This is a genomic window from Halospina sp. K52047b (genome assembly GCF_008709855.1).
Lineage (GTDB): Bacteria > Pseudomonadota > Gammaproteobacteria > Pseudomonadales > Oleiphilaceae > Halospina > Halospina utahensis_B.
The window spans coordinates 1-15422 of record NZ_VYJH01000015.1; the positions used below are offsets into that span (position 1 = coordinate 1).

The 15422-nt window shown below is 62.7% G+C and carries 16 protein-coding genes; 7 read left to right on the forward strand and 9 right to left on the reverse strand.

Annotation, left to right across the window (positions count from 1 at the left end):
* Both F3089_RS15940 and F3089_RS14475 read left to right on the forward strand, forming a co-directional pair.
* Positions 1-577: hypothetical protein (locus F3089_RS15940; RefSeq protein WP_192497397.1), on the forward strand; the 577-nt coding region annotated here is incomplete at its 5' end.
* Entirely contained in the window at positions 562-1383 is an 822-nt protein-coding gene (locus tag F3089_RS14475) for a hypothetical protein (protein WP_151441496.1), read from the forward strand. The genes F3089_RS15940 and F3089_RS14475, both read left to right, overlap by 16 nt.
* Here F3089_RS14475 and F3089_RS14480 read toward each other — a convergent pair.
* Positions 1355-2998 carry an FMN-binding glutamate synthase family protein gene (locus tag F3089_RS14480; RefSeq protein ID WP_151441497.1) on the reverse strand — a complete coding sequence of 548 codons (1644 nt, stop codon included), beginning with the start codon at positions 2996-2998 and terminating at the stop codon, positions 1355-1357. The two genes, F3089_RS14475 and F3089_RS14480, sit on opposite strands and share 29 nt — an antisense overlap.
* A gap of 45 nt (positions 2999-3043) precedes the next feature.
* Complete coding sequence (locus F3089_RS14485) at positions 3044-4060, reverse strand: lipid A deacylase LpxR family protein (protein ID WP_225741780.1); 1017 nt, start codon at positions 4058-4060, stop codon at positions 3044-3046.
* A 98-nt stretch (positions 4061-4158) separates the two neighbouring features.
* On the opposite strand from F3089_RS14485, the gene F3089_RS14490 reads away from it, so the two are divergent.
* Positions 4159-4302, forward strand: a complete 144-nt coding sequence (locus F3089_RS14490) for a DUF3096 domain-containing protein (protein WP_095616256.1) — start codon at positions 4159-4161, stop codon at positions 4300-4302.
* Positions 4303-4321: 19 nt separating this feature from the next.
* On the opposite strand, the gene F3089_RS14495 is transcribed toward F3089_RS14490, so the two are convergent.
* From F3089_RS14495 to cynS, 4 genes are all read right to left on the reverse strand, one after another.
* A complete protein-coding gene (locus tag F3089_RS14495; RefSeq protein WP_151441498.1) occupies positions 4322-5356 on the reverse strand; it encodes a DUF5924 family protein in 1035 nt (344 codons plus the stop codon).
* A gap of 44 nt (positions 5357-5400) precedes the next feature.
* Complete coding sequence (locus tag F3089_RS14500; protein WP_192497398.1) at positions 5401-5820, reverse strand: DUF4399 domain-containing protein; 420 nt, start codon at positions 5818-5820, stop codon at positions 5401-5403.
* A gap of 127 nt (positions 5821-5947) precedes the next feature.
* Entirely contained in the window at positions 5948-6760 is an 813-nt protein-coding gene (locus tag F3089_RS14505; RefSeq protein ID WP_151441500.1) for a formate/nitrite transporter family protein, read from the reverse strand.
* A 13-nt stretch (positions 6761-6773) separates the two neighbouring features.
* Positions 6774-7217, reverse strand: coding sequence for a cyanase (gene cynS / locus F3089_RS14510; RefSeq protein ID WP_151441502.1), 444 nt, complete (start codon positions 7215-7217; stop codon positions 6774-6776).
* 298 nt (positions 7218-7515) lie between these two features.
* On the opposite strand from cynS, the gene F3089_RS14515 reads away from it, so the two are divergent.
* The 3 genes from F3089_RS14515 (at position 7516) to F3089_RS14525 (ending at position 11488) form a co-directional block, all read left to right on the forward strand.
* Positions 7516-9441 (forward strand): sigma 54-interacting transcriptional regulator, encoded by a 1926-nt coding sequence (locus F3089_RS14515; RefSeq protein ID WP_151441505.1) that lies wholly within the window; start codon positions 7516-7518, stop codon positions 9439-9441.
* An 89-nt stretch (positions 9442-9530) separates the two neighbouring features.
* Positions 9531-11120, forward strand: coding sequence for a BCCT family transporter (locus F3089_RS14520; RefSeq protein ID WP_151441506.1), 1590 nt, complete (start codon positions 9531-9533; stop codon positions 11118-11120).
* Entirely contained in the window at positions 11117-11488 is a 372-nt protein-coding gene (locus F3089_RS14525) for a gamma-glutamylcyclotransferase family protein (RefSeq protein ID WP_151441507.1), read from the forward strand. The genes F3089_RS14520 and F3089_RS14525 overlap by 4 nt, the downstream gene beginning before the upstream one ends.
* Positions 11489-11491: 3 nt before the next feature.
* On the opposite strand, the gene F3089_RS14530 is transcribed toward F3089_RS14525, so the two are convergent.
* Entirely contained in the window at positions 11492-11896 is a 405-nt protein-coding gene (locus F3089_RS14530; RefSeq protein WP_151441509.1) for an HIT family protein, read from the reverse strand.
* A 75-nt stretch (positions 11897-11971) separates the two neighbouring features.
* Between F3089_RS14530 and trhP the strand changes: the two genes are divergently transcribed.
* A complete protein-coding gene (gene trhP, locus F3089_RS14535; protein WP_225741781.1) occupies positions 11972-13291 on the forward strand; it encodes a prephenate-dependent tRNA uridine(34) hydroxylase TrhP in 1320 nt (439 codons plus the stop codon).
* Here the strand turns inward: trhP and F3089_RS14540 are convergent.
* Together F3089_RS14540 and F3089_RS14545 are read right to left on the reverse strand one after the other, a co-directional pair.
* A complete protein-coding gene (locus F3089_RS14540) occupies positions 13280-14059 on the reverse strand; it encodes a substrate-binding periplasmic protein (protein ID WP_151441510.1) in 780 nt (259 codons plus the stop codon). The genes trhP and F3089_RS14540 overlap by 12 nt on opposite strands.
* Positions 14060-14137: 78 nt before the next feature.
* A complete protein-coding gene (locus F3089_RS14545) occupies positions 14138-15292 on the reverse strand; it encodes a cytochrome P450 (protein WP_151441511.1) in 1155 nt (384 codons plus the stop codon).
* Positions 15293-15422 lie beyond the last annotated feature (130 nt).

Below are 15422 nucleotides of genomic sequence, written 5' to 3' on the forward strand. Positions count from 1 at the left end.
CCTCGAGTGCCCCACGGATTTTCCGGAGACGTTTACCTCCCAGGTCCGGGCAGCCCGAGCCCTGACTCGCCGTGGTTATGTACCACCGGCGCCCTGGGCGGACTGGCATGCGGCGATCAACCAGGAGACCTGTCCCGAGGCTGTCGCCCTGGCCCTCTGGGAAGAGGGTGACGGGGCCCTCTGGCGCGAATGGCTGCCGCCCATGCTCGGGGCTGTGGACGACGCCCGCGTGGGGGCCCTGGTCAATGCCCTGGCATCGCGGGTAACGGATGCCACCCTGGTCGCGATGCTCGGGGCCACCTGGCACAGCCGTTTTCTGCCCTGGCTGGCCAGTTTCCGTCATGATGAATCACTGGCAGAACCTGCCCTTCGTGAGGTCCGCTGGCTGGTCGGGGACCGTGAGGATCGTCACCGGGGACGGCAGCTTTGGGGCATGCCTCTGGAGGAGGTGGACTGGCAGCGGCTGTTCCGGGTTCTGCCCCTGGGGTTCCGTGAACGGCTCTGGCCGGCCTGCGCTCATCGGATTGAGGGCACTCCTGTTTCGCTGCATGGAGGTTACTGGTGCCCTGGCAACTGAGTGGTATTCAGGGATCGATTGGTGCCCATAACCTCGAGGATGTTCTGTCTCCGGGGTTGGAAGCCCAGCCGTTGGCCGCAGGCGACACATCTCAGTGCCGGATCCCGGGCATTGAAGCCGAAGGCTCCCATGAGCGCCTTCGGGCGGTGATTGAACCACTGCTCCTGCCCGACCAGCCCAACTGGGTGATGCTGCCGTCCAGTGAACAGAACCAACGATTGGTCTGGGAAAACTGCCTCGGGGACCGCGCGGAAATCGGTTTCGGACGTGGCTGGAGCGCATTGGCCATGAGCCAGCTCAACCGGCTGGGAACTACTGGGCGCATGATCGCGGCCCGGATGAAAAGCCCGGATGAGGCGGGTATGGAGGCCGTTGTGGCTCTGGACTGGACACCCTCCGACAGCGGTCTGGAGCTGGTCTTCTCCCTGGTGGATGGACGGCCTGAAGGCGGGTCCGATCCCGGCGACCTGGTCCGCAAGGGGGTCGATGCGGTTTCCCGACCCGAGGCCTTACTGTGCCCCGGGAACGGTAGTGACGGGTACCTGGAGCAGCTCACCCCGGCCCTGCCTGCATTGGGAGACTGGGTTCAGCCGGAGGTTCGCTGGGCCTTTCCGGAAGCCCCGGCAGGCACCCTGGGTGTCGCCGGAAACCTGTTCGGTTGGGCCTGGTTGGTGCAGGGGTATCGTCTGGGGGAATTCACGGGGTCGACCGTGGTGCTGGCCATGGATGGCGGACCGCTGGCGGGGCTTTCCGGGGTGCGCCCCGCTGACACCAGCCTCAGCGCACCGGATTCCGGCGGAACCTGATGACGGAACTGGGAGCACCGAATTCCCGGGCATTGGCTTCTTCCCAGTAGTGGTCGAAAAGCTCCAGCCCTGTCTCTCCCCGGAACAGGGCGCCGGGTTCCAGGAAGTGATAGAGATCGCGGTAAGTGCGGAACTCCGTCTGTGAGGTCTGCTGGATGATGTGGTCCGGCCCCAGTTCCGTGGCGTCCTGAAGGCCGGCGGCACCGATCAGGTTGCCGAAAGCCCGCACTGTGTTCCGGTGGAAATTATGCACGCGTTCGCTCTTGAGCGGCACATCCAGCTTGCCGCCCCGGCGTGGATCCTGGGTGGCTACGCCACTGGGGCAGCGGCCGGTGTGGCAGCTCAGGGCCTGGATACAGCCAAGGGCGAACATGTAGCCCCGTCCCGCGTTGCACCAGTCCGCCCCCAGCGCCAGTGTCTTGGCCAGGTGGAAGCCGGAGGTGATCTTGCCGGCGGAACCAACCGCAATGGAGTCCCGGAGGTTGGTGCCCACCAGGGTGTTGTGAACCAGCAGCAGAGCATCCAGCAACGGCATGCCGAGCCGGTTGATGAACTCCAGGGGCGCTGCGCCGGTGCCGCCTTCGCCGCCATCGACCACAATGAAATCCGGCTTCCGTCCGGTTTCCAGCATGGCCTTTACGATGGCGAACCATTCCCAGGGATGGCCGATGGCGAGCTTGAAGCCCACCGGCTTGCCTCCCGACAGTTCCCGCAGCCGGTCCAAGAACTCGAGCAGCTCGATCGGTGTGCTGAAGGCCGAGTGGCTGGGGGGTGAGACCACATCCTCGCCCACGGGAACACCACGGGCCTCGGCGATTTCCCCGGTGACCTTGGCGCCGGGAAGGATACCGCCGTGGCCGGGTTTGGCACCCTGGGAGAGCTTCACCTCGATCATCTTCACCGCGTCGCGGGTGGCGTTCTCCACGAACAGCGCTTCGTTGAAGTACCCCTGTTCATCCCGGCATCCGAAATAGCCTGAACCAATTTCCCAGACGAGGTCGCCGCCGCCTTCCAGATGATAGCGGGAGATCGAGCCTTCGCCGGTGTCGTGGTAGAAGCCACCCTTGGCAGCGCCATGGTTCAGCGCCCGTATGGCGTTGGCGGAAAGCGACCCGAAACTCATGGCGGAGATGTTGAAGATACTGGCGCTGTACGGTTGAGCGCAGCGGCTGCCGATGGTGACCCGGAAGTCGGTGTCCGCGTGATCCACCGGCGCCAGCGAGTGATTGATCCACTCGTAGCCGGAGTGATCCATGTCCAGCAGGCTGCCGAAGGGGCGCTTATCCAGGGTGTTCTTGGCCCGCTGGTAGACGATACGCCGCTGTTCCCGGTTGAACGGGCGTCCTTCGGTATCCGAAAAGACGAAGTACTGGCGGATCTCGGGGCCAATGGATTCGAGGAAGTACCGGAAGTGGGCCAGAACCGGGTAATTGCGGCTCACGGTGCGCCTGGGCTGTAGAAGGTCCCAGGTGCCCAGAACGGCAAGCGCAATGGCAGGCAGGGCGATGATCAGCCACCACGCGGACAGGCTGCTGAGTGCCAGTGTAATCACGCTGACCAGGATGCAGGCCAGGTAGACACTGTAGCGTAAGGGAATCAGTGTCCTTTCTGTCATTCGGGATTGCCCCGTGTCGGTACGCGGATGGTTATTACGATGGCGTCAGAGGCGCCAGACCAGTGAAACAGTACCAAAAGACAGCGGTTCTTTGTTGGTCGCGTCCTGCGAGGTGGTGGTCCGGAGTGAGACCGAGAAATGGAGGTCCCGGGTGTGCAGGCTTGCGCCGATGCCCGCATGGCCGACCAGGGGCTCCTGGTCGTACTGGTACCGACCGGAACGCTCGTCCAGATAGGAGTAGGGAATCCACTCCCCGAGAACGCCGACAAAAACGGACCACCCGGGGCCGGGGGCGTCCAGGATGCCGGGCATGCCCACTGACGATGACAGCCCGGCGTAGTCGGAAATGAAATTGTCCGGCAGATTGGTGCCAAAGCGCCAGCCCGCACCAATCTGGGCATTGGAGATGAAGTTGCTGGCCTCAGCGCTCACCAGCCAGTTCAGGTCCTGTTGCAGTCCATCTGCCTGACCGGTTTTCAAGGCGCGGCGTGCATGCAGGGCCTGGACGCCGCCAACCCAGTCGGTGCCCAGCTGATTGTCCCAGCCGCGAGGGTTGGTGCTGCCGGTGACACCATGAACCCATTCCTGAGCTTCCTCCGCCATTGAGTCCGGCCCGATAACACCGGCCGATACGCCGTAACCCGTGATGCTGCGGTCATCCCAGCTCCAGAGGGTTACGCTGCCGGAAAGATACCCGGTGTAGGGGATATCATCGTACTGAGGCTCGCGGCGCTCGATATCCTGGGGGGTGAGCATCAGTTGGCGCAGTGACCAGGCGAGGGCGTGGTTGCTTTCCGGCGCGCCCACGCCGGGCAGCGGCGTAAGGGCATCCCGTGTCCGGCCGCTCAGGCACAGACGGCAATCGGGTTTGTTCTCGGCCGCTTCTTCCAGATAGGAAATGCGCAGGCCGTTCGTGTAGCCTTTGTCCTCACCGGTCAGCAGGTCATTGTCCCAGGAAAGACTCAGAGTTCCCCCTGAGGCTGGGCCCGCCAGGAGCATTGCTGTCAGAACCAGAAGGCGCGGCACCTGTCCCAGATGGCATCGGATCGTTAATGTCAGCATGTCGGGTCTATACGTTTCCTTAACAGTGGGCTCATTCTACGCCCGAGCTGCTAGGATTGGATTCGGGGATTCCCGAATAGCCAGTCAAAGGAGGTAATATGACGTTTCACATTGATCTCGCCCCGCTGATTTCGCTGGGTGCCGGGATCGGTATCCTGATCTTCCCGAAGCTTCTCAACTACATCGTGGCGGGTTACCTGATCGCGATGGGGGTTCTTGGCCTCATGGGGCATGGCTTCTGAAGCGTTTCCCGGGGCCGGATCAGTCCCGGACCCGGAAGCGGATCTGTCCGATCATCTGATCCGACCCGGTCTTGACCCGCACATGCCAGACCCCTTCCGGGTTGGGCGGAAAACGGAGCTTGTGGGTCCAGGCACGGTACCCCGCCTCACGGCCACCGGTAACCTCCAGCGGGATGCGGTCATAGACCCGGCCGTTGTGAACCCACTCGTGATAGACCGTCTCATGCAGCCCGCGCGGCGCCCGGATCGCGGTGTAGGCGTAGAGTCCGCGTTCCAGTACCTCCTCGGCAGTGGCTCCTTCCAGAGAGCGTCCCGGCTCCATGTCATCCTGGTCCACCAAATGGGATATGGTGCTTTCGGTCAGCCACAGGGTGGCGGGTGGAACGGCCACGCGACCGAACCAGGCTGTGGCCACGAGGACCGTGAGAACACCGGCCATACCGACCAGGCGCAGGGTACCCCCGAGTGGTACGGCCTGGGCCAGACTCGGCAATGCCAGAGCCAGGGTGAGCACGGTGGTGATGATGTAGCTCTCCCAGGTGCTCAGGTGCAGGATGATGGGCAGTGCCGTCAGCAGGATGGTGGACAGTGCCAGGCAGTGATAGGCGAGATAGAGCCAGCGGTGGCGGGTGAGCCAGCCGTGGTACAGCGGATCAATGATCGAGATCAGGCCGGCTGCGCCGATCATCACCGTGAACAGGGCCTGCACGCTTGTCCAGGTCGTGGTGATGGCAAAGAACGGCAGTGCGAAGAAGAAGCTTTCCTGGTGGATGAGCTGGGTCGTGAAGCGGACCAGTGGCGGCGGCAGGTCCACGCCCGGAATCAGACTGATCAGGCGGCGGATCGGATCCTCCAGCAGCAGCCAGAGCCAGCCCGCCAGCATCAGCACCGCGATCAGTCCCGCCGTATCCTGCTGACGATCCACAAGCAGGAAACTGGCGATGCCTGCCACGAAGCCCACCAGCGCGAAAAGCCAGGGATGGCGACGCACGTGCACTGCGGCACGCAGGGCTTTCCATTTCCAGTTGACCGGGCCGGGCAGCGGGGTACTCATGGCGAAAGGAACATAGGCTGACCGACCCGGCAGGTCAAAGGCTGTTATTCAACGGTAATGGTAATGGTCTCGGATTTGACCGGCGGCTCGTGGGGCGTGTGGGTCTCGTCCCCGAGAAGCAGGGTCAGCTCGTGCTCGCCGGGTTCAAGATCCAGTGTGGTCTGGGTCTGGCCACCGCCGAAGTGCCGGTGCTGGTCGTCTGAAGGAATGGGTTCATCCATCGCTGGCATCTCGTCCACATTCACCAGCAGGTGGTGGTGGCCGGTGTTCTCCCGGTCGACGCCGGAGGGCGCCACACCCATGCCTTCGAGGCCGAAGCGCACCGTTACTGGAGAGCTGACAGTCTCGCCGTCCTGTGGGGAAATGAAGTAGGCGGAAGCATCTTCCGGCGCCTCGCTGGCCATCGCGGCGGTTGTGCCCAGTGCCAGTGTGATACCGGTAAGTATTCGGGTCAGTGCCTTCATGCTGTAACTCCCTGTGTGGGTGGGAATACCAGCATAAAAAGCCGGGGCGGGTGGCGACAAGCCACCAGGCCCCGGTTGGGAGGGTTATTACCGGATGGTCATCCGGTACAGGGGGTCACCCCCCCGATCAGGAAAAGTTCTTCTTCGGCTGGGTGCGGACGTGGGTTGTGTACAGAACCAGACCAACCAGCGTCAGGCCACCCACCAGGTTGCCCAGCACGGTCGGGATCTCGTTCCACATGATGTACTGATAGAGGGTGAATTCCCCGCCCATCATCAGGCCGATCGGGAACAGGAACATGTTCACGACGGAGTGCTCGAAGCCGAGATAGAAGAAGACGATGATCGGCATCCACATGGCCATGATCTTGCCCGACACATGGGTTGAGATGCTCGCACCGACCACGCCCATGGAGACCATCCAGTTACAGAACATGCCGCGCATGAAAAGCACGATCCAGCCGGCTACACCGGCTTCCTGATAACCCACCGTGCGGCTTTCACCAACGGACATCATTTTCTGGCCGACCTCGTTGATGGCCTCGGAGCCGCCCATGGAGAAGTTGAGATAGCCGAAAACGGCAATAAACAGCGCGCCGCCGAGGTTGCCGAGCCCGACCAGGCCCCAGTTCTTCAGCATGCGCGGAAAAGTCACGCCCGGGCGCTTATCCAGTAGTGCCATGGGCACAAGGGTGAAAACGCCCGTGAGCAGGTCGTACCCCATCAGATAGAGCATGCAGAAGCCCACGGGGAAGAGCAGTGCGCCGATCAGGAAGGATCCGGTCTGCACCGCGATGGTGATGGCGAAGATCACTGCCAGGGCCAGCGTCGCCCCCGCCATGAAGGCACGGATGAGAGTGTCCCGGGTGCCCATGTGGATCTTGGCTTCGCCCGCGTCCACCAGCTTGGTGACGAACTCGTTGGGTTGAAGATAGGACATGGAGATTCTCCTGCTACCAGCGTTTGAAGGGAAGGAACTTGCCATCCATGGTGATCACGACCCGGTCTCCCTTCGGATCCTCGACCCGATCCACGTACATCTTGTAATCAATCGCGCTCATGATCCCGTCGCCGAACTTCTCGTGAATGATGTCCTTCACGCTGTCGCCGTAGATCATGCAGGCTTCGTAGATGCGATAGATAAGGGGGTCGGTCGGGACGGCGTTGTCCCAGTGCTTGTGGGGGCAGGTTTGCAGGGTTTGTGCCACTTCGTCACCGAGATTGAGAGCCTTGCACAGCCCCTTGGCCTGATCCTCCAGCATGGTGTTCATGCCGTAGCAGCAGGAAGCGGTCCACACGGGGGACATGCCGATGGATTCGGCCAATTGCTCCCAGGTGTAGCCCTGCTCGTTCTTGGCATTGAGGATGGCCGCGGTCATGGTTTCGTGGTTCATCATGGTGCTGCTCCTGTTCCAGTTTTGTGCATGTTGGTTTGGCGTGCCCTGAAAAGGGGCATTGCCAGAATCGCCCGGCAATGCCGTTATCGGGCTACTCACGATTGCTGTCGCAGTGATCGTGCCAATCTGCCTGAAATCCAGAATATCCTTTATAGTCAGTGTTCTAGTTACTTTAGGGTGTGATTGAAGGAGCTACGTTATTTCGTGATTCACGGGAATTCGTAGTACCTGTCTACGGGAATTCGTAATCCGGCACGGCGTTTGATTGGGAGGAAGGGAGAGCAACAACGGAGGCCCCATGAACGCTGTCATCACACCGCAGACGAATCTGGACTGGATTGAGGCGCTGCCCGAACCGGGCCTGCTGGTGGATCCGGTGCGCGATACCGTTGAGGCTGCCAACAGTCACCTCGCCCGGATGCTTGGGCGGTCTCTGGAGGAGCTGGTGTCTCTGCGTGTCACCACCCTCTTCGGAGGGCAGATTCCCCAGCTGGTCAGTCTCACCGACGAGGCCATGACCCATGGTGAGGCCTGGAGCCGGGATCTGAGCCTGGTGGCCAGTGATGAACGGGTCATCGAACTTGAAATGTCCCTTTCGCTCATGACGGAAGCCGGGGAGCCCCGTGTTCTGATGCTGCTGCGGGACCTGACGCTGCTGCGCGAACGCCGGGAACGCCACGAGATCAACAGCTACCACCGTGGCGGTCTCCTGCACTGGAAACGGGTGGAGACCCTGTTCCGGGAGATTGAGCGCGAGAATCAGCTGATCCTGGAAGCGGTAGGTGAGGGTATCTACGGCGTGGACGCGGAGGGCCGGACCACCTTCATCAACTCCGCCGCCGAGCGCATGCTGGGCTGGCACCGGGATGAACTGCTCGGGCGGGTCATGCACACGGCCATCCATCACAGCCATTCGGACGGCACGCCCCACCAGCGCGAGTGCTGTCCGATCTACCGGGCCTTCAGCGACGGGGCGGTCCACCGGGTCAATGATGATTTCTTCTGGCGCCAGGATGGGTCCGGATTCCCCGTGGAGTACACCAGCACGCCCATCGTGGACAACGGCCAGCTGGTGGGCGCTGTAGTGGTCTTCCGTGACGTCACCGACCGCCGCCGCACCGAGGACAGCCTCAAGGAGGCGCTGGAAGAGGTGGAGACCCTCAAGCACCGGCTGGAGATGGAAAACGCCTACCTCCAGGAGGAGATCAGCGCCGAGCACAACGCCCACGAGATCGTTGGGCGCAGTGAGGCGGTGGCGGCCATGATCCAGCGCATCGATCTGGTCGCGCCCACTGGCGCCAATGTTCTGGTCATCGGCGAGTCCGGCACCGGCAAGGAGCTGATCGCCCGGGCCATCCACAATGTCAGTGACCGCTCGGAACGGCCCATGATCCGGGTCAACTGTGCCGCTATTCCGGCGGAGCTGTTCGAGAGCGAATTCTTCGGCCATGTTAAGGGGGCTTTCACGGGCGCGGTGAACGACCGGGTCGGGCGCTTCGAGCTGGCCGACGGTGGCACGCTCTTCCTGGATGAGGTGGGCGAGATCCCCCTGTCACTGCAGGGCAAGCTGCTGCGGGTTCTGCAGGAGCAGACGTTTGAGCGTATTGGCGAGACACGCACCCGCAGCGTGGATGTGCGGGTCATTGCGGCGACGAACCGCGACCTGAAAACCGAGGTCGAGGCGGGCCGGTTCCGTGAGGATCTGTACTTCCGGCTGAATGTGTTCCCGATCGAGTCCGTGCCGCTGCGCGAACGCCCTGAAGACATCCCACCGCTGGCGCAGCTTTTCCTGCGTAACGCCTGCCGCAGATTCCACCGCGAGCCGCTGGAGCTCAGTCATGCCAATGTGGAAGCCCTCCAGCGCTACTGCTGGCCGGGGAACGTCCGGGAGCTGGAGAACGTGATCGAACGCCAGGTGATCGTCACGCGGGGACGTAAGCTGAGCTTTGACCTGCCAGCGGATCGGGACACTGTGGGTCCGGAACCGGTTGCCGCCGGCCCTGAAACCGCCGGAACCACGCAGCGGCCACTGACCGAAGGCGAGAAGCGGGAGCAGGAGCGCGAGAACATGATCAGTGCGCTTCGCCAGTGCCGGGGCAAGGTATTCGGGCAGGGTGGCGCTGCCGAGTTGCTGGAGGTCAAACCCACGACCCTTGCGTCCAGACTCAAGCGTTATGGTATTGATCCGCGCCAGTATAGAAGCCGCGGCGAGGAGGCTGTATGACGGAGAGACTGCTTGAGTGTCTTTATCCGGCCGTGCGCTGGCGCTAGAGTGGAAGCACTGTTTCTTTCGGATTCTGTCGGAAGCCGCTTATGAGTCAACGCCCCGGTTGGGTCTTCTATACCTCGCTGCTCCTGCTGCTTGCCTTCGTCGGGGCTGGCGTCGCCTGGCCGGAACCGTTCGCGGCCTACAGCGCGCAGGCGCTTGAGTTCACCACCCTGCATTTCGGCTGGCTCTACCTGTTTGTCACTTCCGGTTTTCTGCTGTTCTGTCTGGGTGTGGCCTTCAGCGATTACGGCCACATCCGCCTGGGGGCGGATGGTGAGATCCCGGAGTTCTCCTTTCTCACCTGGCTGGGGATGATCTTCTCCGCCGGCATGGGGGTGGGGCTGGTTTTCTGGGGTGTGGCCGAACCCATGAGCCATTACCTGCAACCACCCCTGGACAGCGCTGAAGGTGGAACGCCTGCGGCAGCGCGGCTGGCGATGCAGTATTCCCTGTTCCACTGGGGCTTCCACCAGTGGGCCAATTTTGCGGTGGTGGGGCTGGCCATCGCCTATGTGCGCTTCCGGCACCAGCGGGCGGGCCTGATCAGTGAAGCCTTCCGCAACAGTATCGGTGACCGTGTTGATGGCTTCGCCGGTCACGGCATCAATATCCTGGCGGTGGTCTCCACGGTGTTCGGTGTGGCCACCACGCTCGGGCTTGGGGTGATACAGATCAACAGCGGGCTGGTGTCGGTTGCGGATACCGCCTTTGGTACTGAGCAGCAGCTGATGATCCTGGGCGGGGTGTCCGTGGTTTTCCTGCTCTGCTCCCTGGCCCCGCTGGAAAGCGGTGTACGCTATGTGAGCGACGCCAACATGATTCTGGCGGGGCTGCTCCTGGTGTTCGTTTTCTTCGCCGGCCCCACGGATTTCATCACCGCCGCCATGACCACCGCCATCGGCGACTACTTCGCCAATGTGATGGGCATGAGCCTGGTCATGACGCCCTACACCGGGGACGACTGGGTCGAACGCTGGACCATTTTCTACTGGGCCTGGGGGCTTTCATGGGCGCCATTCGTGGGCAGCTTCATCGCTCGTATCTCACGGGGGCGAACCATCCGTGAGTTCGTGGTGGGGGTGATCGGCACCCCGGTGCTTCTGAGTACCCTGTGGTTTGCGACTTTTGGCGGCTCCGCCCTGTACTTCGAGCTGTTTGAGGGGGCGGCTGTGGGGCAGGCGGTGGCCGATGAGGTCAGCGCCGGGCTCTTCGCCATGCTTTCGCTGCTGCCCGGCTCGGAGTGGCTCGGAATCCTGGTGCTGGTTCTGATCACGCTCTTCGTGATCACCTCCGCGAACTCGGCCACTTTCGTGCTCGGGATGTTCACCAGCAAGGGGGTGCTCACCCCACCGCGCTGGTCGCGTGTGACCTGGGGCGCGGTTCAGGTGCTGGTGGCCGGCGTGCTGCTGCTCAGTGGTGGGCTGGGGGCGCTGCAGACCGTTTCTATCCTGGCGGCCTTCCCCTTCATGATCCTGGTGCTGTTCATGGCGGCCGCGCTGCTGCGCTCGCTGCGTGACGAAAAGCGCCAGAGCGAACTGCACGAGGCCATCCAGCGGGAACGGCTGCAGCGTATGCTGGATGACTGGTATGCACAGGATGATGGTGTAACAGAGGAGGAGCAGGCCCGGGAATGAGCGACGAGGAGAGTACAGGGTTCCGCATCGCGGTCTATGGCACCCTCAAGCGCGGCTACAGCAATCATCGGCTTCTTATCCGCGCCCGATTTCTGGGGACGGATCACCTGAAGAGTATTGTTCTCCACGATCTGGGCCCGTACCCCGGTGCCGTTGAGCAGCCTTCCCAGGGTGTTCTGGTGGAGGTGTACGAAGTGGATGAGCGGACCTTCGCCCGGGTGGATGCCCTGGAGAGCTACAACGCACAGGCGCCGGAGCGGGGCGAATACACCCGCCAGCAGCGGGATACCCGCTTTGGTCCGGCCTGGGTCTATTTCTATAACGGCAGCGTACGGGGTTGCCGCCGCATCACGCGCGGGGCCTGGTAGGGGTCAGGGCTCGACCGGTGCCTGCTGGCGGATCGTCTCAATCGCCGCGTCACTCCAGGCCGGGCCTGCGGGCAGATGGCCCCAGACCGCATCCGGCCAGCAGGGGTCGCCTTCGCTGCGGCCAATCAAGTGGATATGCAGCTGGGGCACGCGGTTCCCGATGGCGCCCAGGTTGATGCGTTCACTGCCGTGATGGTGCTTGATGAAGCGGGCCATGGCATCAAGCACCCAGTCCACATCGGCACGCTCGGTCATGCCCATCTCGTGCAGTTCTCCCGCCTCGGTTTCCGGGACCACGATGTACCAGGGAACACCGGCATTGTGGTGGAGCAGGATCTGGCAGTTCTCCAGGCGGCCAACCCAGTGGCAGTCGGCCTCAAGCTGTGGGTGCAGGCTGAAATCAGTCATGGTATTACCCTAAACGGGAGAGCGGTGCAGGGGAAGGCCTGGCGGCTGATGGAAGTCAAGGAACCCCTGCGTTGCATGTCCTACCCTGCGCCCATGATGGAACAGGCCCCTGAGCTGCTGGCCCCGGTCGGGAACCAGCGGCACCTTGAAATGGCGATCGCCTATGGCGCGGACGCGGTCTATGCCGGTCCACCCCGCTATTCGCTGCGCGTGCGCAACAACAGCTTCCGTGATGCCGAAGCGCTGGCGGAGGCCATCCGTTATACCCATGCGCACGGCCGGCGCTTCTATCTGGTGTTGAACATTGCCCCGCACAACGACAAGATCCGCTCCGCCCTGCGGGATCTGGAACCGCTGATCGCCACTGGGCCGGATGCACTCATCATGTCCGATCCGGGGCTGATCATGCTGGTGCGCGAGCACTGGCCGGATATGCCCATCCACCTGTCCGTTCAGGCCAATGCGGTGAACTGGGCCACCCTGGAGTTCTGGCGCCGACAGGGGCTGGAGCGGGTCATCCTCTCCCGGGAACTGTCACTGGACGAGATCGAGGCGATGCGCGAGCAGGTGCCCGGTATGGAGCTGGAGGTGTTCGTGCACGGGGCGCTGTGCATGGCGTATTCCGGCCGCTGCCTGCTGTCCGGCTACATGAACCATCGTGATGCCAACCAGGGCGCCTGTACCAACGCCTGCCGCTGGTCCTATACCCCGCAGGCCTCCACTCATGACAGCAGCGGCGACCTGATTCCCGTGCACCAGGAGGACGGTGAACGCAGCATGCTGGTGGAGGAGGCTGGCCGCCCTGGCGAGAGTGTGCCCATGCACGAGGACGAGCACGGCACCTACATCATGAATTCGAAGGACCTGCGGGCGGTACAGCACGTGGAGCGGCTGTGCCGGATGGGCGTGGATTCGCTCAAGATCGAGGGGCGTACCAAGAGCCCCTATTACGTTGCCCGCACAGTGCAGGTCTATCGCCGTGCCATTGATGACGCCATGGCAGGGACGACCTTTGACCGGACGCTGATGGACGAACTGGAAGCGCTCTCCAACCGGGGTTACACGGAGGGCTTCCTGCGCCGCCACCCGCCGGCGGAATACCAGCGCTACGAGGCGGGAACCTCGCTGCTGGGAACCCGCCAGTGGGTGGGCGAGGTACTTTCCGGGGAACAGGGCTGGCTGTGCATTGAGGTCAAGAACCGGTTTGAGCCAGGGGACTGGCTGGAGCTGATGACGCCTTCCGGCAATCACTGGTTCCAGCCGGAGACACTGCTTTCGGCACGGGATCATCAGCCTGTTGAAGCGGCACCGGGCAGTGGCCATCGTGTCTGGATCCGTTCCCCGGTCACCGGTTCGGCGCCGGAAGCGGCCCTGCTCGTCCGCTCAGTCCTTTAGAGCACTGTAGTCGTTCAGTATATCCGTGATCATTCCCTGTTCTCTCAGCTTCGTCATGCCCCGGTTCAGGGCATCAGCCAGTTCCCGGCCATCCGGCTTCGCCGGTGAGAACGCGATATAGAGTTCTTCCTGGTAGGCCAGTCCGGCATTGCGCAGCGGGTTGATGCGCCCTTCCTGGCTGTAGTGGTACTCCAGAACCTTTTCCTCCGCGGCAAGGGCGTCAATGCGGCCCATTTCCAGAAGCTGGATCAGGCGTGGCAGCACCTGGTTGCCGCTGAGAACCATAAGGCGTCTGTTGTTGCTCTCGTTGGGCTGGATGTAGTCATCGTGCAGACCGCCGTAGGAGTACTCCTGGATCACGCCGAGGCGGATGGCGGCGAGTGACTCCAGGCTGGTGTAGGTCCAGTCGTTGTCCGGCAGGGTGAACAGGCTGTGGTGGGCCATGGCCAGCGGCTGATCCGGGAAGTGGAAGTCCGGTGTTTCCGCGGGGCCGGCACCGATGATGCCGTGGAAGTTGCCATTGCGCACGCCTCGAATGGCACGGCGCCAGGGCATACTCTGGTAATCCACGCGATAGCCTTCCAGGAGCAGGGCCTGGCGGGCGATCTCCACCAGAATGCCGGGGGATTCAGCATCCGGGGCACAGTTGAAGGGGCACCATTCATCCGCCACCAGTGTAATGACGGGCAGATCCTCCCCGTCTGTTTCACTCCAGGCGGGGGCCACCAGCAACAGAAACGCGACAGCGAAAAGGGCAATCGGGCGCATGGGACTACCATCACCGCCCCGGGGGGCTTCCGGAAGAATGTACTCCCGGTTTATTACGCACGCAATGCGGAAAGGGATCTACCCGAAGGCAAGGGACAGTGATGAGAAACCGCCAGCCGGGTAATGGGCCCTCTGAGGTCCTGCATCGCCCGGGATATGGAAGTGCGGACGCCAGAACAGGAGTTCCTCGAAAAGGGTGCTCAGCTCAAGCCTTGCCAGAGGCGCCCCCGGGCAGACATGGATGCCGGCACCGTAGAGCAGGTTGTTTCCGGCATTGCCGCCCGGATCGATCGCGTCCGGGTCACCGAAAACAGACTCATCGCGATTGGCGGAGGCCCACAGGAGCGTCAGGCGTTCGCCCGCCTCAATCCGGCGGCCTCCGAGTGTTACCGGACAGGTGGTGACGCGACGGTTGGACATCAGCGGGGCATCGCGGCGGAGAAGCTCGTCAATGGTGCTGTCCAGTTCCTCCGGATGGGCCTGAAGATGCATCATCAGCTCCGGGTCCCGGGCCAGGGCGTACATGATGATGCCGACGCTGGCGCTGATGGTGCCCACCTCGCCAACGGTCCAGTTGCGCAGGATGCTGACCAGCTCCTCATCGGTCAGGGCACGGCCATTCACCGTCTCGTTCATCAGGGCGGTGGTGGTGTCCCCTGGCGCCTGATCGTCCGCGTCGCGGCGCTCGGCCAGCAGTGACCGGATGGTGCTGTCGAAATCCACCGCGACCTGCGCCATGGCCTCGCGATCCCCGGAGAGTGTGGCCTGCTGGTTGCGGTGCAGCCATTCCCTGAGTGATTCGTGGAGGTCCTCCCGCCAGCCCATGAACGCGCACTGGATCCTGAGGGCGAAATCCTCGGCGAAGGCCGGGATGACATCGGTTGTCCCGTTTTCGGGTAATGACTGTACCAGCTCCCGGGCGATGCTTCGGCACCTCGGCTCAAAGCGCGCCATGGCGTCAGGGCTGAAATAGGGCTCGATGATGCGCCGGTAGTGCCCGTGTTCCGGTGGATCCATGCCGTTGGGTACTGACAGATGGTGTGAGACAGCATTGGAGAAGGTCTCCGGCTCATGCAGCACCCGCGTCACATCCTCGTGCCGGAACAGGGACCAGTGCTGGTACTCGCTCCAGGCCACAGGGCATTCGTGACGCATCCGGTCAAAGGCGGCCAGCGGCTCGTCCAGGAGGGCCGGATCCCGGGGGTTCCAGTCGGGATTGCGGGTGTTACTCATTGGAGACATCCTCAAGTGTCAGGGGCAGGACGCTGTCCCATTGTGCTGCATTTAACCGACAGCTATGGCTGAATCGGTCAAGTTCTTCCAACCCTAAAGATGTATAATTAATAATTGAATGTGCGCCTGA